At 49.8% G+C, this 22,445-nt stretch carries 16 protein-coding genes; all 16 read right to left on the bottom strand.

The annotated features are described in order from the left end of the window. Positions 1 to 277: 277 nt before the first annotated feature. The 16 genes from GJR95_RS35960 to GJR95_RS35885 all read right to left on the bottom strand — a co-directional run bounded on the left by GJR95_RS35960 (position 278) and on the right by GJR95_RS35885 (position 22,235). Positions 278 to 2,479: a TonB-dependent receptor gene (locus GJR95_RS35960; protein ID WP_162390452.1), complete on the bottom strand. Its 2,202-nt coding sequence runs from the start codon at positions 2,477 to 2,479 to the stop codon at positions 278 to 280. Between the two features lie 35 nt (positions 2,480 to 2,514). Further along, complete coding sequence (locus GJR95_RS35955) at positions 2,515 to 3,807, bottom strand: sensor histidine kinase (RefSeq protein WP_162390451.1); 1,293 nt, start codon at positions 3,805 to 3,807, stop codon at positions 2,515 to 2,517. After that, the gene (locus GJR95_RS35950; RefSeq protein ID WP_162390450.1) at positions 3,804 to 4,487 is read right to left on the bottom strand and encodes a response regulator transcription factor; all 684 of its coding nucleotides are present in this window, start codon (positions 4,485 to 4,487) and stop codon (positions 3,804 to 3,806) included. Before GJR95_RS35950 ends, GJR95_RS35955 begins: the two co-directional genes overlap by 4 nt. Before the next feature lie 219 nt (positions 4,488 to 4,706). Beyond that, positions 4,707 to 6,011, bottom strand: a complete 1,305-nt coding sequence (locus tag GJR95_RS35945; protein ID WP_162390449.1) for an MFS transporter — start codon at positions 6,009 to 6,011, stop codon at positions 4,707 to 4,709. 99 nt (positions 6,012 to 6,110) lie between these two features. Next, the gene (gene araD1, locus GJR95_RS35940; protein ID WP_162390448.1) at positions 6,111 to 7,118 is read right to left on the bottom strand and encodes an AraD1 family protein; all 1,008 of its coding nucleotides are present in this window, start codon (positions 7,116 to 7,118) and stop codon (positions 6,111 to 6,113) included. Between the two features lie 42 nt (positions 7,119 to 7,160). Beyond that, the gene (locus GJR95_RS35935) at positions 7,161 to 7,952 is read right to left on the bottom strand and encodes an SDR family NAD(P)-dependent oxidoreductase (RefSeq protein WP_162390447.1); all 792 of its coding nucleotides are present in this window, start codon (positions 7,950 to 7,952) and stop codon (positions 7,161 to 7,163) included. Positions 7,953 to 7,972: 20 nt separating this feature from the next. Further along, positions 7,973 to 9,142 (bottom strand): enolase C-terminal domain-like protein, encoded by a 1,170-nt coding sequence (locus GJR95_RS35930; RefSeq protein WP_162390446.1) that lies wholly within the window; start codon positions 9,140 to 9,142, stop codon positions 7,973 to 7,975. 12 nt (positions 9,143 to 9,154) lie between these two features. Next, positions 9,155 to 9,715 (bottom strand): helix-turn-helix domain-containing protein, encoded by a 561-nt coding sequence (locus GJR95_RS35925; protein WP_162390445.1) that lies wholly within the window; start codon positions 9,713 to 9,715, stop codon positions 9,155 to 9,157. A 103-nt stretch (positions 9,716 to 9,818) separates the two neighbouring features. Beyond that, positions 9,819 to 11,540, bottom strand: coding sequence for a GH39 family glycosyl hydrolase (locus GJR95_RS35920; RefSeq protein ID WP_162390444.1), 1,722 nt, complete (start codon positions 11,538 to 11,540; stop codon positions 9,819 to 9,821). 97 nt (positions 11,541 to 11,637) lie between these two features. After that, a complete protein-coding gene (locus GJR95_RS35915) occupies positions 11,638 to 13,188 on the bottom strand; it encodes a RagB/SusD family nutrient uptake outer membrane protein (RefSeq protein WP_162390443.1) in 1,551 nt (516 codons plus the stop codon). Positions 13,189 to 13,207: 19 nt separating this feature from the next. Then, positions 13,208 to 16,288: a SusC/RagA family TonB-linked outer membrane protein gene (locus GJR95_RS35910; protein WP_198424773.1), complete on the bottom strand. Its 3,081-nt coding sequence runs from the start codon at positions 16,286 to 16,288 to the stop codon at positions 13,208 to 13,210. A 1,019-nt stretch (positions 16,289 to 17,307) separates the two neighbouring features. Beyond that, positions 17,308 to 18,621, bottom strand: coding sequence for a Gfo/Idh/MocA family protein (locus GJR95_RS35905; RefSeq protein ID WP_162390441.1), 1,314 nt, complete (start codon positions 18,619 to 18,621; stop codon positions 17,308 to 17,310). A 445-nt stretch (positions 18,622 to 19,066) separates the two neighbouring features. Next, positions 19,067 to 19,900, bottom strand: coding sequence for an SPFH domain-containing protein (locus GJR95_RS35900; protein WP_162390440.1), 834 nt, complete (start codon positions 19,898 to 19,900; stop codon positions 19,067 to 19,069). Continuing rightward, a complete protein-coding gene (locus GJR95_RS35895; protein ID WP_162390439.1) occupies positions 19,900 to 20,088 on the bottom strand; it encodes a hypothetical protein in 189 nt (62 codons plus the stop codon). The genes GJR95_RS35900 and GJR95_RS35895 overlap by 1 nt, the downstream gene beginning before the upstream one ends. A gap of 311 nt (positions 20,089 to 20,399) precedes the next feature. Continuing rightward, positions 20,400 to 21,155 carry a class I SAM-dependent methyltransferase gene (locus GJR95_RS35890; RefSeq protein ID WP_162390438.1) on the bottom strand — a complete coding sequence of 252 codons (756 nt, stop codon included), beginning with the start codon at positions 21,153 to 21,155 and terminating at the stop codon, positions 20,400 to 20,402. Between the two features lie 333 nt (positions 21,156 to 21,488). Then, the gene (locus tag GJR95_RS35885; protein ID WP_162390437.1) at positions 21,489 to 22,235 is read right to left on the bottom strand and encodes a PAS domain-containing protein; all 747 of its coding nucleotides are present in this window, start codon (positions 22,233 to 22,235) and stop codon (positions 21,489 to 21,491) included. Between the last annotated feature and the right edge of the window lie 210 nt (positions 22,236 to 22,445).

Genomic DNA, 22,445 nt, shown 5'->3' with positions numbered 1-22,445 from the left:
ATGGCTCATTGGCCGGAATTCACTACCGTTTTAGGCGATTTTGTGCCCGGTTCCCAACGACGGTTCGATGGCTGGCCACCCGGTGCTGACCGAAAGCAACACACAAGGCACAGAACGAATTTAGCCTAACACCCAGATCATTAATCAGAGGGTTCACGTTTTTATCCAGTATGTTTTTAGTTGGGTGTGCCCTATTGGCGTTTTCACTTGAAATTCGCCTAACATCCCTACTCGAAAAGCGCCTGAAGCGGTGATTTTCGAGTAGGGATGTGATCGTCTATAATGTAAACTTCAGGGCCAGATTAACAATCCGCCCTTCCAGCGGTGCCCAGATCGGCCGAAACGTGGGCTGTACGGTCGGATTGGCCCCAAGCACAATGGTTTCGTAATTGGCCTGTTTTACATTGAAGATATTTTCGCCGTTGAGCACCAGCCGCCAGTGCTCGTTATAATGGTATTCGGCCGCTGCGGCAAAGAACCAATAATTCGCCACTTTCTGATTGTTGTAGAGATACTGACTTCCCACATAGCTACTCTCAATGCCAAACCGGAAGTGATCATTTTCCCAGGCAATCGTCGTGGAAAATTTGTCCTGGGGTGCCAGCGGCAGGTACGTATTATCGGTCGGCCCATCCCGTCGCGCGAGCGTGTGGTTGTAGCCAAAATATAATTCGTAGGCTTTGTATTCGAGTCGGACGTAGGTGTCCGTCCCAAGACTGTACAGGTTATAAGGCGCGTTGATCAGCTGGGTGTATGCCCCCAGGTTGCTCGACAAACTGGCAAAAGCCGACACCACCGGCGAATTGACGTAAGTATAATAAAGCGCCTGATCGACCTGCACCGAAAAACCACTCTCGAAGCTTTTCGAATACGCAATGTCGATGTTGGTACCCACCGACCGTTCAGCCTTTACAGTAGCCACATCGATCGGCAGCAAGCGCGGGAAAATTAAACTAACATTCAGCGCGCCGGGCGTTTGGTTGACAAACAGGTTTGGCGTTTTATAACCCGTTCCCACACTCAGCCGTACCGTCCAGGGGTCGGATGGTTTGAGTTTTACCGACAGGCGCGGCAATAGAAAACTCCCGAATATATTGTGGTGATCTAACCGTAAACCCGCTTGAATCGCTACTTTTTCGCCCACCTGCCAGTCATCCTGCACAAAGCCCCCAACCGTGTTGTAGGTGTAATCTACAAGGCGGGTGCTATCCGGATTCTTGCGGAACGCTTCCACTGTCAGGTTGGCGCCCACAATAAGCTGGTGTTTACCAAAGCGGGCTAGATCGTTGGCTTCCAGATACACCGACGACTGCCGACCGTCGGACAGCTTCTGATAATCCGTGTTCTGCCGGTGGAAGGTGCTGACAGCGCCTTTCACCGTTATGGCGTTGGTTTCCGATGTATTGTGACTGGCGTTGAAATCGACAGTATGGCGCTGCAGGTCGGTGACGTTTTTATAGGAGTTCGGTTCTGCCCCTTCCAGAGCGGGCAAATACCCTCCGGTACGGTTTTCGGTGGTAAATGCATAACCAATATCCAGTTTGGTATGATCCGTTGGATTCCAGAAAAACTTGGGGTGAAAATTAAACTGCTTGATGCCGGGACTATCCGTAAAGCCGTCGCCCGTCACATCTACCGCTTTTTGGTAGGTATAGCCCGTAAAGAGCGTCAAACCCGTTTTGCCATAACGCTGCGAATAGTAGGCATTCAGGTTGGTTTCTTTCAGATTCGAGCGGTTGAGCAACGCCGTAAATTCAGGTGTTTCGGAGGTCGGCGATCTGGAAACAATGTTGATCATACCTCCAATAGCTCCTCCCCCGTAGAGGGTTGATACCGAGCCTTTTACTACTTCAATCTGTTTTAAATCCAGGGGTGGAATCTGCAATACACCCAGGTTACCCGAAAAGCCTTCATAAAGGGGTAAGCCGTCGCGCAAAATCTGGGTGTATTTGGGATCAAGTCCCTGCATCCGAATGGCCTGGTTGCCGTTGACGGCTGAGGTGCGCTGGACGTGAATGATGGAAATATCGCCCAGAATACTACTGACGTTGCCCGGCACAACCGCACTTTCTTCGTCCATATCTTCCTGACCCAGCACTTCAACTTTAATGGGTAAGTCTTCGATGCGGGAGTTGGTTCGTGTCGAGGTCACGGTCACTTCGTCGAGCGATTCATCCTGACTGTGCAGTTGAAATACCAGTGTATCTGCACCCGCTGTCAGCGGAAACGTTTCGGTTTCGTAGCCAACGGCACTGACCGTGAGCGCCGTGACGCTGGCGGGTGTGCTGGGCATTGAAGCCACCCCATGCCCATCCGTTACGGCACCAATGATCGGTTTTATCGAAGAAGTCGTGCGGATGGTTGCCCCAATAATGGGTTCGTGGGTGACACTATCTTCCACCCGAATCAGGCGGCTCGTTTGGCCGAAGGTCGATACGGCGGCCAACATGAGCAGGCCAAAAAGAATACGTTGTTTCATCAATGACAAGATTTGCGCGCAAGTTTCGGCATCAATTATGAAGCAAATTTGAAGTTGTCTGCTTTGGCGCTCATGAGTCCAATCTGAAATGAATGCGTTTTGCTTGCCTGATCGTAGGCATAGGTTAGTGGCAACCCGTACCGCTCGCAGATCTGCCTGACTAAGGCCAGTCCTAAACCGATGGAATCAGGGCGAGCCGGGTCCTTGACAAACCGATTGAATAACTGGCTTTCGGCAAACGGAAGCGGCTCACCCGTGTTGCAAATCGTCAGTTGAGCATTTGTCAGTGAAAGCGCCACGCGACCGCCAACCGGACAATGTCGGGCCGTATTTTTCAAGAGATTAGTCAGGAGTACCCCCACCAACTGGCGGTTTACCCGGAGTTGTACCTCCGGCTGGATGGCTACGGTAACGACCAGTTGTTTATGAGCAAAAAATGGCTCAAAATCAAGCATAGACTGATGAACCAAGGCACTCAGATTGACGAGTTCATCGGAGGCAAACTGGTCATTTTCAACCTGCGTCAGTAACAACAGTGAGCGATTTAACTGGCTCAGCCGACTCAGGGCATCGGTCGCCCGTTGGAGATGGGTATGGTCGTCTTCGGTCAGGTGTTTCGACTGAAGCAAAAAATCCAGTTCAGCCGATGCGACGGCTAAGGGAGTTTGCAGTTCATGTGACGCATTTTCGGTAAACTGCTTCTGGAGTGAAAATTGCTGACGAACTTTTCGGGTTAATTCGCCTAGCGACCGACTCAGTAAATCAAACTCCCGTACATGGGCCTGAGGAAAAGAAAGGCTGGCAGGTTGATCTAGCCTAAACTGGCTAAGCTGATCAATTGTGACATAGAAGGGCCGCCACAGTCGGCTTGACAGGCCAAGCCCTAGCAGAACAGACAAGGCCATAAGCACTAAAAAGCCAATAATAATCCAGATCGACAAATCACGAGCCAACTCGTTGAATTCATGATAGGGTAGCTGCACCCGCACTAAATAGTGCTGACCGTTAGCAACTATCGTTGTCTGGAACTGGCGCACTAGTATAAGCGACTTCGTATTTAATGAATCCTGAATTCTCAGATCCTTAAATTCCGACCGTATCATTTGGCTGACGGGTTCGATATGCGGATTATCGTCTCCATCGGTAAGTCCGGCAAGCGGATGGTGCTGAAGGTGCTTTTGGGCCTGGTCAACCTGACTGACCAGAATTTCATCTACTTCATGCCGGATTTTTCGGTGAATGAGCGTATAAAACCCAACAGACCCCACCAGGGCAATGAGAAATGCCGACAGCAACAAGTAACGGGCCGTTTGACCGAAAAGACTCATGGCGTACGAGCAGAAAAGATGTAACCCGCTCCGTAACGGGTCTGAATATAATCAGGGCAGCCCGCAGCAATGAGCTTCCGGCGAAGATTTTTGACGTGCGTATAGAGAAACTCGTGTGAGTCAGCGGCATCCATCGCATCACCCCAGACATGCTCGGCAATGGCCGATTTGGCTAAGAGCCGGTCAGCATTGGTGACCAGAAACAGGAGTAATTCATACTCTTTACTGGTCAGCTTGGTATCCGTATCCCGAACCTGTACACGTTGCTGATTTAGCCAGAGGGTCAGTTCCCCGGCCTTCAACTGCTCATGGCCGCCAAACAAGCGCCGACGGAGTACTGATCGGATTCGAGCGTTTAGCTCCGGGAGATGAAAGGGTTTGGTCAAATAATCGTCCGCTCCGATCTCAAGTCCAGTAAGTTTATCGGCCAGTGTATCCTTCGCAGTAACTACAATAATCCCGGCGGCTGACTGGCGATGTTTTAAAGCCCGAACCAGATCGAACCCGTGTCCACCGGGCAACATCAAATCCACCACGACACAATCATAGTCGTAATCATTCGCTTTCTGGGCGGCCTCCGGATACGTATCGGCCGTAGTAACCGCATAGCCCTCCCCTTCCAGATAGCGACACACCGCCTGCAGTAAATCAGGTTCGTCTTCTACTAACAGTATCTTCATCGATTATTGCCTACCCCTAAAGCTAAATAAGTTAGTTTTCCCAGCATGAAGATAGGGGCTTGCAGCCTTTATTGCCTAAAGAAACAAACAAACCGGAACTAAAGCTGGCAGGAACAAACGAATGGCTGCAATACATGTAGACCACCTTAATGAAACAGGACGTTCGCTCCGGTGGCACGACTCGAAGCGAAAGTCCTGATAGTATTGGCATTGAGTCCGTTAAGCCTGTAAAACGGAAACATCCGCTTCGACGTACTGATGGAGTTCTTTGTTTTTAACCAGCGGCCCCATGAACAACATCATAATCAATAAACCAATCAGCGCTACTACCCCAAAACCAATAAACAGTATGTTGTAGGCAGCCGCATAGCCTAATGTACCTGAATAGGATTTCAGAATCAGCCCCGACAGCGACTGAAACAAAGCCCCGCCAAGCCCCGTGCCAACGCAGGCCAATCCCCAAACGGAGGCAGCCGCGCTTTTCGGCACTACATCGGCCGGAAACGCCAGCGAATTAGCCGTGTATGCCGTATAGCCAAATCCGGCCATCCCGAAAATCAACAACGCCGATAAGGGAGTAGTGATGACAAGCGGTCCCAGCAACAAGGATACTCCCATAATCGACCCGGCGATGGCAACCGCGATTTTCCGCGCTTTGGGAATCGGAACGCCCCGTTTGATAATGTACTGGGTGAAATACCCGCCGACCAGATTGCCTACATCGGCGATGATGAAGGGAATCGTAGCATACCAGCCAATCTGTTTCAAATCCCAGTGATGAACGTCGACCAGGTAACGCCCGATCCAGAATGTAACGAAATACCAAACCGGGTCCATGAAGGTTTTGGAGAGTGTGAACATGATCACAAACCGGGTTTTGAGTAGTTTCAGGGGTGGAATAATTCGAGCTTTAGCCTCTTTCGCCGATTGTTCGGGTGTGTAGTATGTAAACCAGAAAATAGCCAGCCATAGGTATCCAAAAACCGCCAGAATGACGAACGTAGCTTGCCAGCCGTATTCAACGCCCAGATAAGCGACCATCGGCGGCACAATCACAGCACCCAAAGCTGAACCGCTGTTGAAAATTCCCGACGCCGTGGACCGCTCGTTCGGCGGGAACCACTCGCTGGTCAGTTTGATAGCGGCTGGCCAGTTTCCAGCTTCGCCAATGCCCAGAAAAAATCGACAGATACCGAACTGTAGGGGCGTAACGGCAAAAGCATGAACCAACCCGGCACTCGTCCAGAAAGCCATACACAACGCATACCCGACGCGCGTGCCAAGTTTATCGATCACAAAGCCTGAAAAGGCGTTGGACAGCATGTAAGCCACAAAAAATGCGGTGCCAATGTAGCCGAACGCATCGTCGGGAATAAGCTTCCGCAGATCACCATCCGCACTCAGATAGTTGAATGAAAGTCGGTGAACGTAGTTGAGCACTGTGGCCAGAAATGCCAGGCTCACCATGACCCAACGCATTTTCAGCGGTTTAACGTCACCCAGTAAACCAATCTGATTTTCCATGAGGGTTGAGGAAGCAAAATAGAACGCGGATGTTTATGATAAGTTAAGATTTGAAGTTTAAATCATAATTATCATAAACATCCGCGTTCTATTAGTTGATCATAAAGCCTGGACAGTCAATAACTGCTCGGTCGCGTTTGTGAGTCTGAGTGGATTTTGCAGTGCACGGCCTAAGCCACTCCACTCAACGCGCATCAAATCGCCGTCCTGCAACGCAATTCCCTGGCCGAAACTGAAGGCATCCGCCCCAAAAAAGTGCACGTGTGCCTGAAGCGGCAATCGGTGAGCTTCGTATTTAAAATGGTGGTATTCCAGATTTTGCAGGCTGTGGGCCATGTTTTTCTCGCCCGTTCGGATGGGAGACGACCAAAGAGACGTTCCGTTCCTGTCGACGCTCACCGTACCCGTCCATTCACTGAAGTCATCGGTAACGACCAGTTCAGGGCCAATAGCGCACTGGCGTAACTTGGAAGGCGCCAGATACAGGTAGTTCTTTTTCTCCATGATATGGTCGGAAAACTCATTCCCCGTACAAAAACCAATTCGCCAGGGCGTACCGGCTTCATCTACCAGGTATGCCCCCGCCACTTCAGGCTCCTCTCCCCCATCGTTTCCGTATTCAGGCACTTCCAGTGGTTGACCGTGCGCCCGCAGAAACGCACCATTCCCTTTGTAAAACCACTCCGGCTGCACACCGATTGTTCCCGGTTCCGGTGAGCCGCCTTCAACGCCCCACTGGTATATCTGCATGCTATCGGTTGGCTTTTCAACGGCCGACTCGTGCATCATCTGTCGGTTTAATGCACTGTTTTTGTGGGTTAAACCCGTTCCTGACACTATACACCCGAACGGCCCTTCGGGATGATCGAAAGCAGGCAATAGTTTCCAGGTACTTTGGCCGTCGTACACGGGCTGATAATCAATCGTCTCATCTGACAATCGACTTTGAATGAGATCAGTGAGAGGCTGTTTATTCTGAATTGCGTCAAGCGCAAGCGTATAAATTGACGTAGTATTTTGCAGAAATCGCAGCAACGGTTCCTGCACCAAAGCAACCCGCCGTTGCTGAGAAGCATCCGACAGTTGCACTAATCGTGTCGTTTCCATGAAGTTGGGGAAGGTTTAGGAATAATGATAAAATACTGTGGGTTACTGAGTTACCCAGCCGCCATCCACCGAAAAGCAGGAGCCCGTTACATAGCTGGACGCCCGACTGGCCAGATACAGCGCAATACCGCTTATCTCGTGAAGTTCGCCCCAGCGGCCCATTGGAATTTTGGCGATGAATGCCTGATATTTCTCCGGGTCATTAAGCAAGGGCAAGTTCAAATCTGTAGCGAAAGGGCCCGGCAAAATGGCATTGACCGTAATGCCTTCTTTAGCCACTTCCATGGCCAGCGAGCGGGTCAGTTGCAGAATGGCACCTTTACTGGTGGCATAGGGCGTACGGTCTGGGATAGCCGTCAACGCCAGCATCGAGCCGATGTTGATGATCCGACCGTATCCATGCTGCTTCATGACTGGAATCACTTCGCGGCAGGCCAGCCAGGTACCCGTTACGTTGACCTGCTGTACCTTCGTAAAGTCATCGAGGGATAAATCTTCAATGGCACCCCGAATGTTGATCCCGGCGGAATTGATCAGAATATCGACTTTCCCGAACTGATCTACCGTCTGATTAACAGCCGATCTGACGCTTTTTTCGGCCGTTACATCACAAATGGTGCTGATACAATCAACTCCATAGGTCGATTTGATCGCTTCTTCGGATTGCAGATTCGTGGCTTCATCGCGGGCAGCAATCACAATATTAGCCCCTGCCTCCGCTAATCCCTGAGCCATCGCCAAACCAAGTCCCCGGTTCCCGCCTATCACCAGCGCCGTTTGACCGTGCAGCTTGAACAGGTCTAAAATGCTATGTTCCACCGAAATTTGTTCCATAATACGTTCAGTCAGGTTGGTTAGTCGATGATGGTAAAGTGTTCGAGTCCTTCGGTTTTTAAGGTCAGACCCATGCCGGGTTTAGTATCGTCGAGCTGGAGTTTGCCGTTTTCGGCAATAGCTTCACCATCAAAAATATACCAGAACATTTCGTTGCCGACTTCAATTTCGGTCTGGGGGAAATATTCGGCCATGGGGCAGGCGAATGAACTCATGACGACGTGCAAATTGTGCATCTGTCCACCGTGTGGAATCACCTCGACACCATGTACCAGTGCCATATTGCAGATTTTCTGTGCTTCGGTGAAGCCACCAACCCGGTTGGTATCAAACTGGAAAATATCGAGCGCACCGGTCTGCAACAGATCATGGAAACCGTAGCGTGTGTATTCATGCTCCCCGCCCGACAGCGGGATATCGGTGTACTGTTTTAGCTTGGCGAAATTTTGGATCTCGTCGGGCAGCATTAGTTCTTCGACCCAGCGCAGATTGTAGGGCTCCAGCGCTTTGAGGAGTTGTTTGGCGTAGGGAAAATTGAAACCCATATAGGCTTCGAGCATGATGTCTACATCGTCGCCGACGGTCTCCCGCACAACACGGACCATCTCTACGTTTTTCTTCAGCCCGGCCAGTCCATCCGTCAGCGGATAACCACAACGGAGTTTCATTCCCGTAAATCCTTCGGCTTTGTAGTGAGCGGCTTCGGCCTGTAAACTGTCCAGATCGCGGGTGTACAACCGGCTGTAATACGTTTCGATCTGCGGTTTGGTCCGTCCGCCCAGCAGCATAAACACAGGTTGATTGAAGGCCAGCCCTTTAATGTCCCACAAGGCAATGTCCAGCGCACTGATCGCGGCAATGACGGCACCTTTCCGACCGTAGGCAACGGTCGAGCGGTACATTTTTTCAAAGAGATATTCGGTGTTAAGCGGATTTTCGCCGATCAGGAGCGAGGCCAGTTTGCTGTCGATGATCTTCTTGGTTACGTCGGGACAAAGACCCGCGTTGCCAATACCGATATGCCCCTCATCGGTTTCGATTTCGACAACCAGCCAGCTAAAAAACCGGAAAGCGGCCTGAGAATCCTGTTGAAAGTGAAGCGGGCTGAGGGGCGTCGCAAAGATGGTATCACCGGTTTTTACCGGCCCGTTCCATTGGTAGAGTTTAGTCCTGACGGCACGAATTTTCATGGTACTTACGAATTAAACAAAGATGTCTAAATAGGCTACCTCATCAGAAGTCGGCTGAATGCCGTGCTTCAGGGAGGAGTTAAAATAAAGGCTGTCGCCTTCTTTGAGTTGATATTCAACCTCACCAACCTGCATTTTCATCTGGCCCCGAATGACGTAGATAAACTCTTCGCCCTCGTGGGACAGCTCATGCGGTTTAACTTCCCCTTTTTTACCCACGAATAGAAAAGGCTGCATTTTCTTCTCGTGGTATTCCGACGCATAAGGATAAATCGAGTACCCTTTATCCGTCTGCGTCAGGCTTTCTTCCGCTTTTTGGCGGGGCGTCACAATAGCATTCAGCCAGCCGTCATGTTCAAGTAAATTGGAGATTGTTGTACCCAGTGTATTTGCGATTTTAACCAGAGCCGCCACCGACGGAACCGTTTTATTGTTCTCAATTTTCGAGATCATACTTTTAGACAAATCGCTGGCATCCGCGATTTCCTGAAGTGTCCGGTTCTGGTTAATCCGCAGGATTTTAATCCGATCTCCCAGGTTCAACTTGCTGGTATTATTGTCGATTGAAATCATATTCCTTCGTCTACTTTCGTTCAATATTGTTGAACGAAAGTAGACATATTTCAAGTGACAGGGCTTAAAAAACTGGTTAAAATGGTTGTAATCAAGGTTTGAATTAGTCCCACGACAGCTTTAGCAGGGATACACCCTGCCGGGGTAAGGCGAAATTCAAAGTGGCTTCACCACTGGTTACTGGTACTGATTCGGGTGCAGAAAGCTCTTTCAACTGACCAGTTGCTTCCAGTTCGGCCACCTGTTCGGTCGTTGGATTCTTGGGCGAGCCCATTTTCTTCCAGACTTCATACGAGTTACTGAACTCCTTGTCAATGCGGTAATGATGGAGCGTAACTTTCTTGTTCGGTAATCCTTTCAACCGAACCGAAACAGGCGCGTCGGCAGCCGGAACGTTATCATCGTGGTAGTTCCACACCATTACAGCCGCCGATCTGGCATCTTTAGACGCCAGGGCATTGATATCTGCTTCGGCGCGTACGCTCTCATCCCGCACACGAGCATAATCATACGCTAACCCACTTTTTACCTCAACCCGATTGCCCGGCATCATGCCAAACATGCGGAATACGTTCAGAACGGGTTTATCGACGCCGTTGGTGGCCAGATCGCGAAATCCCCGGAACCAGGGCTGGTCTTCAAATTCAAACGCCCAGGTAACCGCACCGGCCAGGTTAACACCACGCGACTGTGCCAGGTCATATTTGCGGGCAAATGAAGCGGCCGTATAGCTGGAATACATCGTGCCATTGCGGTAGGCATTCTGGGGGCTAAAATCCTCCGAGCAGGCCGCGCAACCTTCCGGGTCCGACTCACCAATAATGATCGGCAGGTTTTTAAGGCTGGGGTACGACGCTACGACTTCAAAGCCTTTGTCGATGTCGCGCAACTGCGTGCCCATGTTCATCTGCACATGCCCGTCCACCAGTTTGGGCGCGCCTTTAGCATGGAATGTAATGAAATCAATTGGGGTACCGACCTTTCCCGTTACATAGTTCTTTCCATTGACAATGTGGTCCATGAACGCTTTGAAAAATGTATGCGATTTTTCGTTACCCGGTCCTGTCACTTCGGGACCGCCCATTTTGGCGGTTGGCAAAGCCCGCTTCACGGCATCGGCGGTATAGTCATAGAGTTTGATGTATTCCTCTGTAGTGCCTTTCCAGTAGCTGATGTTGGGTTCATTCCAGAGTTCCCAGTACCAGCTTTCGACCTCTTTCTGACCGTATTTCGCGACGGAGTGCTTCACCCACTGATAGACCAGCTCGCTCCATTTGGCGTAATCTTTGGGTGGGTAGGCCCAGCCGAGGTAAATGTCATTGTAATTATCACCGGGTTTCCAATGGTGCCGGTAGGGTTCAGGCTTCGTGGAAAGAGCTTGCGGCATGAATCCAATCTGAGCAATGGGTTTCATACCGCGCTCGATGAACGTATCGAAAATCTTATCGACGATGGTCCAGTTATAGACTGGCTTGCCGTTCGCGTCTTCGGTATAGGCATTGGTGGAACCCCATTTTAGCGCGGCCTCCCCGTCGCCCGTAACCAGCAGACTATGCACCCGAACGTAGACCGGCACTTTACTCAACTTAGAGATTTCGGTCAGTAATTTCTTACCGTCCTTCATGTACGTATAATTGGGTTCGTCATAGCCAAACCACGCCCAGATTGGTTTCAGTGGACCTTTGTCTTTCGTCAGATCAACTTCAATCTGTGTGGGTTTGTCAGTACTGGTCTGCGCCAGTAAATCGGTGCTGAGAAGAGAGCTGAGCATACAGGCATTAAGTGCAATCAGCTTTAGCCAGGAATTGCGTTTACGTTGATTCATAGAATATAAAAAAGGTAAGAAATAGCGATTGGCTGCATTCAAACCTATAAGGTTTCAAAAACCTTATAGGTTTAAGTAGAATTAAGCTTGATGAGTCCTAATTATACCCTGGGTTTTGCTTTAAGGCCGTGTTGCGACTTAGTTGCAGCGCCGGAATCGGGAACAGTGTGTGTTTGTCGGCGGCTGCCGTAATGCCCAGTTGTTTGGCGTTGGTAATCAGTCGATCGTGACGTAGCAAATCCCATCGATAATGTCCTTCGCCAACGAATTCACGGGCCCGTTCGGTCAGTAACGCATCCCGAAATTGTGCCTGGCTGAGCCCAGCTAAATCCGGGTAAAGACTGGCGGGCTGCGCATTGGCCGTACCCACAGCCCGCGCCCGTTGCCGGACTTTATTGATAGCTTCGTAGGCAGCCGGGGTTGGGTTCCCCAATTCATTGATCGCTTCGGCGTAGGTTAGCAGCACATCCGCGTACCGAATCAACGGATAGTCCACGCCTTCCTTCAGGATGCCTGTCGAAAAGTCGACCCGATTGAATTTAGTCAGGAATGGCGCGTACATTTTCACCGTATCACGGACCAGGTCTTTGATGCCATTTTTGTAGTAGTACGGCATCTTATCCCGCACCGACCACCACTTTCGGTACGTATCGGGTGAGTTGGCAAAAAACTCCTTCCGCGCCTGGAAAATAACCAGGTCTTTCAGAAAGTGGAACTGTATGCTGGTCCCATTGGACAACGACATGGCGGGTGGCCCGAACAGATAGATCATCCGGGTCTGGTACAGTTGCGAAGTACTATTGGCATTGCCGCCATGCTGGATCGAGAAGATCATTTCTTTGCCATTGCGAAAGTCTGGGTTCACAATGGTTTCATAATCGGCCATCAGGTCGAACGCTTTCGAATCGATTACTTTCCTGGCTTCATCGGCAGCTTTTTGCCATTGCCGTTGTTGCAGGTACACCTTCGCCAGCAGCGACGTAGCAGCCAGCGAGGTCGCCTTGCCCGCGGTATGATCGCCCTCGCTATAGGGACTCAATTCGCTGGCGGCCGTTTCCAGATCTTTACCAATAAATGCGTAAACTTCTTCGGCAGTGTTGCGCGGTTTGTTTACTTCACTCAGATCCGTAGTACCCTGCGTTTGGAGCGGAACGCCACCGAAAATACGGACCAGGTTAAAGTAAAAAAGAGCACGCAAAAACCGGGTTTCGCCATCCAGCCGCGCCTTGTTCGAGATCGTAGAACCAGCCAGTTTATCAATCAATACGTTCGCCCGGTTGATGGCGGCATAATAAAAATCCCAGGCCGTCGATAATTCAAGCGCGTCGGAATTCCAGGAGAACGTATTGAAATCGTTGGTAACGCCTGATCGATCGCCGGAACCGTTGGCCGAGCCACCCCCAATCAGGATGCCCGCCGTTACATCGCCCAGCGTCACCCACTGGCCATCGCGATACGTATCGTCCCAGAGTCGTGTATACACGCCGTTCAATGCCAGCTGCGCCTGATCGCTGGTTTTGTAAAAGGCATCGACGGCAACCTGGCTGTATACTTTTTCGTCTAATATATCCTGACAGCCAGTGCTTCCGGCGAGGAGTAACCCCACGCAGATGGCTGCGACTTTGTTGGTTTTAACTAGGGTAATCATGGAAATGGCTGGTTAGGAGTTAAAAACCCAGTTTAAGATCAAGACGGAAGGTGCGGGCCGATGGATAACCGTAACGATCCATCCCTTTAGTCGTGTTACTGGAACCGTATGAATTCAGCTCAGGATCATAGCCCGTGTATTTCGTCAGCACTGCCAGATTATCAACCCCGATGCCAATCCGGGCATTTTTGATAAACTTGGAGAACGAAGGTAGTTTGCAGGTCAGTGCGATGGTCTGGATACGCAGGAATGACCCATCTTCGACCATAATCGAGCTGACGCGCTGGGGATTCGATGCCCCCGCCCCCGGATAAATTCCGTTCGGATTCGTGGGTGACCAGCGATCCAGCCGCATGGCCGACACGCCCAATCCGTCTAATAACCACTGCTGCTTGGCCAGATTAAGGACTGAGTTGCCGTATTCACCATACATAAACACATGCAAACTGAGCGGGCCATAATTCAGATCGTTCGTTAGGCCAAAATTGAATTTTGGGTTCGGGTTACCCAGAAATACGTCGTCGCTTTCGGTGTTATAGGTACCATCACCATTCACATCTTTGTAGCGAATATCACCGGGTTTGGCGGCTGGCATTGTGCCCACCTGCTTGATCTCCTCCGTTGATTTCCAGACACCCTCATATATCGAACCGTAGAACTCCCCGACCGAATGCCCCGGCTCCAGTCGAGCCGTGTTCTTATCGTGGGGTGTTACATTCCCACCACCAACCCAGCCGGTATATTGATAAGGCGCCCCACCCAATGATAAAATCTCGTTGCGGTTAAAGGCAATGTTGAAGTTCGTTGTCCAGCCCAGTTTACCAGCCAGATTCGTACTGTTTACGCCTATTTCAATACCTTTATTGAGCATTGCGCCCGTATTTTTCAACACACTGCTGAAGCCGGTTTGAGACGAAATCGGCACGTCGAGCAGCAGATCGGTTGTTTTCTTGTAATACGCATCGACCGAAACGCTGAGTCGGTTTTTGAATAGTGAAAAATCAAGGCCCAAATTGTATTCCTGCGTTTTCTCCCAGCTCAGGTCAGGATTGGGAATGTTGTTGGGATACGCAATCGGCACCTTCGAGCCGCCGAAAATATAGGAACTACGCGTACCAAACGACGTACCAAGCAGTGACAGTGACCTATATACGCCGATGGATTCATTGCCCGTCCGCCCGAAACTAGTCCGCAATTTCAACAGGTCGAAAACACCCAGATTTCGGATGAAAGGTTCGTCGCCCAGCTGCCAGGCCAACGCAACCGAGGGGAAAATTCCGTATTTGTTATTGGCTCCAAATTTCGAATCGCCGTCGGCCCGGATCGACGCCGTCAGCAGATACTTGTCGTTGAACGTATAGTTTACCCGACCCAGATACGAAATCAGCGTCCATTCATTCTGATTGCTGCCCGGCGTTTGGGGACTGCTACCCAGGCCCAGGTTATAGTATTGAAACACATCGCTGGGGAAGCCAAAGGACGATGCATCCATCGTTTCGTTTTTCTCCCGCTGGTAGGTAAACCCGCCCAGTACTTTAAGCTTATGGAGATTATTGATCGTTTTTGTGTAGGTCAGCGTATTGGCGTTGGTAATGTTGATGTTTCGAACCGCAATCTGACGGGCTTTTCCACTCGCGCCCGCTGCCGCTTCTGAGCCGATTGGATAATATTCGTGGTAGCGCCAGTCCCGAATGTCAGCCCCTACACGAATGTCCAGATCCAGACCGTCCATGATGTTGTAGTTGGCATAGGCCGTACCAATCAAGCGTAGCGTATTGCTCAACTGCTTGTACTGTTCGGTCATGGTCAACGGATTTTCCAGGCCGCTCCCAAGCGGGAAGTTGCGTAGGTTGTTGGGCAAACCGAGGCTATCCCGCGCCGGAATGGTTGGCGGAGCCTGATAGATCGCATTGATCACATTGGAGATGCCCTCGTAGCCCTTTGTATCCGTTGGCACCGTATACTGATCCGTTACGCTAAAAAGCAAACTTTCGCCAATCCGTAACCGCTTGCTGACATCAGCGTCCAGGTTGATCGTTGTACCATATCGCTTGAAACTGGAACCGGGCAAAATGCCATTCTGGCTGGTGTAATTGCCCCCAATCAAATAGCGCAGATTCTGCCCACCGCCCGAAAACGCCAGTTTATAGGCCTGCCGGGGAGCAGCCTGAAACACTTCATTCTGCCAGTCGGTGCCTTTCCCAAAAGCGGCTACCTGAGCCTGCGTGTAGGTTGGCGGTCGGCTCAGCAACGTAGCGCGTTCATTGGCTTGCTGCGCCCATTGTTCCGCATTCAGAAAGGGAAGCTTGCGCCGGGCCTGCTGGACGCCGACCGAAATATCGAAATCGACATTGTGTTGATTCGCCTTCCCTCGTTTGGTGCTGATCAGAACAACGCCATTGGCCGCTCTCGAACCGTAAATAGCTGTTGCTGAGGCATCTTTTAGCACCTGTACCGACTCGATATCCGATGGATCAATCGAGTTTAATGGATTCGGAGCCCCCCCAAACGAACCAGCGTCCGTGCTGGCGCTCGTTTGCGTACCACTGCTGATCGGCATTCCATCGATTACGTAGAGTGGAGAGCCGCCCGCCGACAAAGACGCCGTTCCACGAACCTGAACGGCAATGCCACCGCCGGGTGCGTGCGAGTTCGTATGAACCTGCACGCCTGCTATTTTTCCCTGCAAGGCTTTGTCCGGTGTATTGATGGTCGAGGTTTCAATATCTTTTGCGGAGATGGAGCCAACCGATCCGGTCAGATCCTTCTTTTGCTGCGTGCCATAGCCCACGACGACAACCTCTTTCAACTGCTCGGCGTTGGGCAGCAGCTTCACGTCGATGGAGGTTTTATTGCCAGTAGCCACTTCATGCGCCACGTAGCCCATAAACGAGAAAACCAAGGTAACAGACCCCTCTTTAACGTTTAGCGAAAATGTCCCATCAGCTTTGCTGGCCGTACCAATGGTCGAGCCTTTTACCACGATACTGACCCCAGGCAAGGGTTGATCATTCTCGTCGGTCACCTTTCCCGAAATGGTCCGGTCCACGCTTTTTGCTACGTTGTCAGGCTTTTTTCCGGATCGAGTAAGTAGAGGCATTGCCAGCCCGGAGGCTGAAATAGTGTACGTTTCAAGTCGCTCAACAGGCCCTGCAGCATACGTCTCCAAAGCCCCTTGAAACAGGAAAGCTATAGAGAGAACAGGGCATAGGAATCTTGTAAAATCCCTATGCGGATTTCGGATAGTTTTCTTCATGAACGAGTAAGGTTTGGGTTTAAGGCATGTGCATTCGAGACAATGGCGAACCAATCAGGCAAGCACTATAACAGAGTTTATTGAAATTCAACAATGTTGAATACAAAGGTAAAAGCCGATTTCAGGAAGTCAAGCATTTTTGACTATTTTTATTTTTTATTAAACTTTAAGGGTGAATATTTTCAACTAAAATCAACCTATTCATTGATTTTCAACAAATTAGGAGTAGTTGCCCAGTTGGACTTTATTCGCCAGAATATTTGACGAAATGCCATTTGATCTTTGGGACGACCATCAAACCAGACCTGCACCCGTCCCAAAACCGCTTGAAATCCAGTAGTTGCGCGCTGATCCTTTGAGTACCGCTTTTAAACTGTGAGTGAGCTGGCCGTACCATTTCTAACCAATTGGGAGATTGGTTGAGTCTAATGCGAGATAATTGACTTGGCCACTGTGTAAGCGAAACGTGAATCGTTCAACATACTCTGTCAGCAAAGTGCCTGCGGACATCGAAAGAACCGAAGCAGCCGTTTGTAATGATTGGCGGGTTGTCGATGTGCCTTGCCCCGGAGCGTGCGTACGTACCAATGGGGTCTTTGGCCGTGTTTAGAGTAGTACAACGGCTGATCAACAAAGCTTGAGCGAGTAGCAGAAAATACTTGGCAATTTCTCGGCTGAACTACGGAAATTAGCCGCTTAGCGGTTAATTTATTTAGTGCTAACCGTTCGTATGCAACTGGAAATTCTAGTCAGTATCCAGTGTGAAAAGAGGAGTGGAAAACGGATCAGGATTTATCGAATAAACCAGTTTTTGTTTGTCAAATCAATCCTGTTTTATCCGATAAATCCTGACAAAAAAACCATTACACCTTCATTTCCCAGCCTTTTTCGTACTCCCGTTTCCAGAGTTGTGTGGCTGCTTTATTGTCTTTGATGTGCCCGTTCGTGGTGTCGCAGTGCAAGGTAGAACCCGTTCGCTGGGCGATGTTGGCTAAATGACAGAGCAATACGCTTTTATGTCCCTCCTCAATCGGAGCCGTCAGTTTCGTATTCTCCCGGATGGTTTCCACGAAGTTAGTGAAGTGCGTCAACTCCAGATCACCCGTTGCGCTAACGGTGTTGTTGGGGTCGAGTACAGTGTCGGGTTTGATCTCTTTGACAAGCTTGTTCTTCTCATCAAAAATCTGGTAATCGCCCCCACCTTTATTCACGAGCGTGCCTTTGTCGCCATAAATAATGAAGCCCCGGCCGCTACCATCGATGGGAAATGAACTGCAACTGCGCCCTTCCCAGGTAATGGCTTTCCCATTGTCAAACTCAAACGTAGCAACCTGCGTATCTGGCGTCTGCCAGTCATCTTTGAAGGCATATCGCCCACCCGACGAGGTAACTTTCGAGGGAAAATCAACACCCAGAAACCAGCGGCAACAATCGATTTCGTGATTACCGTTGTTGCAGGCTTCACCGGTACCCCAGTTCCAGAACCAGTGCCAATTATAATGAACCAGATTATCCCGGTAGTCCTGACGGGGTGCCGGGCCTTGCCAGAGGTTAAAATCCAGGGTGCTCGGTACGGCAATTTTCTTGCCTACGCCAATCGATTTGCGGGAGTTGGTGTACCAGGACTTGGCAAAATAGGGATTGCCAATGGCCCCGCCCCGCACTTCTTTCACCGCTTCGATCAGGGTTGGAAACGACCGGCGCTGGCTACCCACCTGGATCAGTTTGCCGTACCTGTCACGAGCCTGAATGAGCATTTCACTCTCGTACGGATTCTGACTACAGGGCTTTTCGACATACACGTGTTTGCCATTGGCTACGCCCATCAGCGCTGCCGGAGCGTGCCAGTGATCAGGAGCAGCAATGAGCAGTGCGTCGAAGTCTTTTTTGGTCACCAGCTCGCGGATGTCCTTTATGATGGTGGGTTTGCGGCTGGCATCTTTCACCGCATCCAACCCATTTTTAATGGCCTTATCTTCCACATCGCAGAGGTAGGCCACCTCCACATTAGGCAGTTTGGAAAACGACCTGGCATGGTACGAACCGCGACTGTTGACACCCATTACGGCCACAACGACCTTATTACTGGGCGCATTTTTGCCATAAATAGGAAAGTTCAAAATGGTCGTGCTCGCGGTAGCCACAGCGGTATGCTTAATAAATTTCCGACGATCCATAGGAATACGGTTTTACGAATAAGTTTAGTTAATCTCTTAGCTATTAATCCTGCGAAAAAGCGCTTCATTGAGTGACCACATAATTCGCCCATTTGTCGCTTTACCGAAGCGGGCAAAGCTCGAGTATTTACTGATGACCACTAAATTCCTAAAGGCAGATGAAGCCCGTTTGTACTCAAGAACTTTTACCCCATTCAAACAATGCTCGATGTGTTTGTTTGGATATACCGCAATGTAGCGACTGTTCAACCTGACCAGTGGATGAAAAACCACTTTCTCAACTTTCTTCTAGTCGCCTGATTTTTTAAGTGAGACCAAATTACATCCCCTCCAAAATACAGATCGACGAAGTCCAGTAACTAGTTTTAGCTTGTTACTGATCTCCGTCGATCTGTCACACCACCTTCGAACAAAATTGGCTGAATACTGATTTACCACTCAACCATTATTTGATCGGCATTTGTATCATCGTTGAACTACTGCCAAGTTGTGTGGTTGGTAAGCTACCGTTCCATTTGGCAATCCACTGCTGCTGAATCAGCATGGGCGTTAACGTCTTTTGTTTCAGCTCATTGGCTCGGGCTTCGGCTTCGGCTTCAATGATTTTGGCGCGGGCAATACCGCTCGCTTTGGTCACGGCAATTTCAGCCGATGCTTTTTCGGCAGCTACCTGATTGTTGAGTCGGAGTGCATTCTGCACAGCCGTATTCTTGGCATCAATCATGGCCTGCAGCGATTCGGGCGGGGTTAGATTGGAGGTAATATTCTCAAAGGCAAAGCCATCATTGACCAGTGCTTTCTGCAATTTAGCTTCTACCTGATCTTCAAAACTAACCCGGTTATTAACCAGAGAATCAGGCGTAAAGGTGTTCGCAACGTCCCGATACGAATTGTAAACAATAGTACGCAGGATGTTATTCTCGATGTCGGGCAATTCCTTTCGATACTTGCGATAAACGGAAGCGCCCTGTCCTTTTACCAGGTGATAGTTCAGCGTGGGGTCGATCTTAAATAGCGTACCTCCTTTGGCACTTACCGTAAAGGGATCATAATCCTTGGTCTGGGTGAAGGTAGGATATTGCTCAATAAAGGAAGTCAATGGATTATAGAAAACCCAACCTGTCACGTTCTCAATGTCGGAGGCTCCCCGGTCGGAGCCAATTTTGCTGACCTTGATACCTTCATGGCTAGCATCGATTGTTGTACAGGAAATAACAAACTGACTGACCAAAAGCAGAAGCCCAAGGGCTGAAACAATTGAAATTATAGTTTTTCGCATTAGTTTTTAAACGGGTTTTTAGTGAAAGCTTTCGTTTTAAGGAATATCCAGCCATGAATGATCAGAAGCAGTATGGCCAGAATTGGCGTAAAGTCACTTCGTTGGTTTAACAGCCACAGAATCGTGCTGATACTGACCACACTAAACACCAGAAAGGTGAAGATCAAAAGGACTTTCGTTAGGCTCATGGCTAAGGCTGATTTGTTGGCTCAAAGGAATAGTAACAGCGCTTATCTACCATCGGCAATTGGATGAATGGCTGTTTTTGCTTAACAAGCCGGCACTTGTGCTTATGGCGTAAGCCAATCGAATCGGTAACTGCAACTGGATAGCGCCAGGAATTTATCTGTTTTAATTTAGTTATATGGTTCAGCATTGGTTAAACACGTAGGTACTTGATTAGCGTGGAAACTAGTTAAATCAATCAAAACAACGTCAGACGCGGTACCGTCAACTAACCCAGAAACGACTTCCCGATCAGTAACCCTCACACTGCCTACTAACTTTTCTGAGCCACTAAATACAATTGCGCATCGCCCAGCTCATAAGGAAGTTGCTCAGTAGAGTTATAGACTGCCACTGTTTCCAGGCCATAGCGGGCAAGTAGTCTCTTGATGGATGAGAGCGTATAGACATAGTGTTTGAAGTACTGCTTTTCAACTCGGTCGGCCTGTGAGTAGGTGAGTTCGGTGGCCATGCAGCTATCGCCGACCACATACGTATTGCGTATATCCATCTGCAAATCGCCCAGTACATAGTGTTTGGTGAGGGGAAAGTTGGGTAAAATACTTTCGGCCACTAAACCTGAATTGAGCACAAAGTGAGCCCCTGGCTTTAAGGCTCCGGCTACTTTTTGAACAAACAACTGCATGCCTGCCTCATCGACATAACCAAAACTATTACCCATGCAGTAGGCTCCGTCGAAGCCAGAGCTGATTTCAGCGGTCAGAAGATCGCCATGGATTACAGTCACGGTCAGGTGTTGAGCCGCTACCTCCGCCCGCAATTTGTGGACATATTCGGCCGATATATCGATGCCTGTCAGGTAGAATCCCCGTTTGGCCAGTTCCAGGGTATGCCGACCAAAACCACACGGAATATCCAGCAGTGCAGCCCCAGGTTGCACTTTCAGGGTTGCCATTAGAAAATCAACTTCCTGCCGGGTCCAATCACTGGTGGCTGCCCGCTCCCACATCAGGCAGTTGAGGCCCGCAAAAAAATCCTTGTACCAGTCATTTTTGATTATGGTGTTCATTACCTCTATGAATGATTACTAACAGGGGTGACCTGTTGACTAAAATCTCAGTTTATGGAAATAGGAATTCGTCGCCCATAAGGCGAGCCTAAGGCGCTAAGGCAATGCAGGCCGAAACCTGATCGGGTGCCAAAAGCCCAGTCGAGACGTAAAATCAAGCACTCACAAGGAGCAGTTGGGAAAGACCCACAAAGAATGTTTAAGCAAAGGGAAGCACAGGCATGTTCGTTTAGGCGTACACCCAAGGTAAGTATCCTATACCGATCAAAGCAAAACCTTTTGAGCAGGCGGTCAAAAGGTTTTGCTAGTGGTTAGCTTAGTCAACTCAACTGCCTAGCTGACGTCCCAGCAGATACCAAGCACCCAGGCAGGCTGTTCGTTCCCGTCTGCCTTAACAACACCTTTAATTTTGATGCTACGGACCTCGCCATGCCGCCAGATGCGAAGTACTTCTTCAAAAGGCTGGTTGCCATTTGCCAACTGCTCAACGAATCGCATGGCTATAGGCTGGTCGGCCAGGATAGTAGATTTACTATACGTTTGAAGGGAAACAGGTGCCCCTGATTCGATGCCAAACAGCCGATACATGCCCTCGGACCAAAAGAAGCAATCCATTGACCGATCGTAGTCCCAACTGCCAATTCCGGCCAGCTCTTCGGTCTGCTGCAGCAGCGTGAGGTTCTTGATCAATGCCTGTTCGGCTTGCACCCGCTCGGTGATGTCGGTAAAAAAACAGAGCAGGGTTTCCTGTGTCTGGCCAGTGATGAGTACCTCGAACCATCGTCCATCCTGGGGTAGCTGGTAATCGACCCGCATGTTCTGACCACTCATAGCCACCAGTTTGTAATAATGCCGAAGTTCTTCTCCCTGAGGAAATACCTCCCGGCAGCTTCTGCCTTTTAACTCCTCCTGACTGCCTCCCAGCAGGGTAGCTGCTGCCGGGTTAACCAACTGATAGCGAAAATCAATGGGTATACCGGTCTCATCCCGGACAATCTGGTAGAGGATCAGCCCATTCAACGAGTCCTTAAGCAGTGCTCGCAGCAAATAATCATCGGATAAAATGGGGGAAGCTAACATAGTGATTGAAAGAGTGATACTACATGAAGGAATCAAGCTAAATCCGGCAGGTCAGGTACCAGAGGTTTGTTTCGTTTATAGTCAACTGGGTCAATTTTGAAGTAATAAATCACGAAAGTGCCCGTTGTGTTCAGGTCCAATCAGCTTTGTTGGTGATCAATGTCTCTCTGTTTTTAACCGTAACTAAGAAGAACATCCATACGAAGTCCT

The sequence above is a fragment of the Spirosoma endbachense genome (genome assembly GCF_010233585.1).
GTDB lineage: Bacteria > Bacteroidota > Bacteroidia > Cytophagales > Spirosomataceae > Spirosoma > Spirosoma endbachense.
Note: the sequence above shows the minus strand (reverse complement) of the source record. Positions and strands in the feature narration are given on the sequence as shown.

What these genes read in the sequence shown, in the direction of transcription:
- GJR95_RS35900 (WP_162390440.1), bottom strand. Translation starts at nt 19,900, where the DNA reads ATGCGAAAAACTATAATTTCAATTGTTTCAGCCCTTGGGCTTCTGCTT.
- GJR95_RS35910 (WP_198424773.1), bottom strand. Translation starts at nt 16,288, where the DNA reads ATGCCTCTACTTACTCGATCCGGAAAAAAGCCTGACAACGTAGCAAAA.
- GJR95_RS35890 (WP_162390438.1), bottom strand. Translation starts at nt 21,155, where the DNA reads ATGAACACCATAATCAAAAATGACTGGTACAAGGATTTTTTTGCGGGC.
- GJR95_RS35920 (WP_162390444.1), bottom strand. Translation starts at nt 11,540, where the DNA reads ATGAATCAACGTAAACGCAATTCCTGGCTAAAGCTGATTGCACTTAAT.
- GJR95_RS35930 (WP_162390446.1), bottom strand. Translation starts at nt 9,142, where the DNA reads ATGAAAATTCGTGCCGTCAGGACTAAACTCTACCAATGGAACGGGCCG.
- GJR95_RS35905 (WP_162390441.1), bottom strand. Translation starts at nt 18,621, where the DNA reads ATGGATCGTCGGAAATTTATTAAGCATACCGCTGTGGCTACCGCGAGC.
- GJR95_RS35925 (WP_162390445.1), bottom strand. Translation starts at nt 9,715, where the DNA reads ATGATTTCAATCGACAATAATACCAGCAAGTTGAACCTGGGAGATCGG.
- GJR95_RS35955 (WP_162390451.1), bottom strand. Translation starts at nt 3,807, where the DNA reads ATGAGTCTTTTCGGTCAAACGGCCCGTTACTTGTTGCTGTCGGCATTT.
- GJR95_RS35945 (WP_162390449.1), bottom strand. Translation starts at nt 6,011, where the DNA reads ATGGAAAATCAGATTGGTTTACTGGGTGACGTTAAACCGCTGAAAATG.
- GJR95_RS35885 (WP_162390437.1), bottom strand. Translation starts at nt 22,235, where the DNA reads ATGTTAGCTTCCCCCATTTTATCCGATGATTATTTGCTGCGAGCACTG.
- GJR95_RS35895 (WP_162390439.1), bottom strand. Translation starts at nt 20,088, where the DNA reads ATGAGCCTAACGAAAGTCCTTTTGATCTTCACCTTTCTGGTGTTTAGT.
- GJR95_RS35950 (WP_162390450.1), bottom strand. Translation starts at nt 4,487, where the DNA reads ATGAAGATACTGTTAGTAGAAGACGAACCTGATTTACTGCAGGCGGTG.
- GJR95_RS35915 (WP_162390443.1), bottom strand. Translation starts at nt 13,188, where the DNA reads ATGATTACCCTAGTTAAAACCAACAAAGTCGCAGCCATCTGCGTGGGG.
- GJR95_RS35935 (WP_162390447.1), bottom strand. Translation starts at nt 7,952, where the DNA reads ATGGAACAAATTTCGGTGGAACATAGCATTTTAGACCTGTTCAAGCTG.
- araD1 (WP_162390448.1), bottom strand. Translation starts at nt 7,118, where the DNA reads ATGGAAACGACACGATTAGTGCAACTGTCGGATGCTTCTCAGCAACGG.
- GJR95_RS35960 (WP_162390452.1), bottom strand. Translation starts at nt 2,479, where the DNA reads ATGAAACAACGTATTCTTTTTGGCCTGCTCATGTTGGCCGCCGTATCG.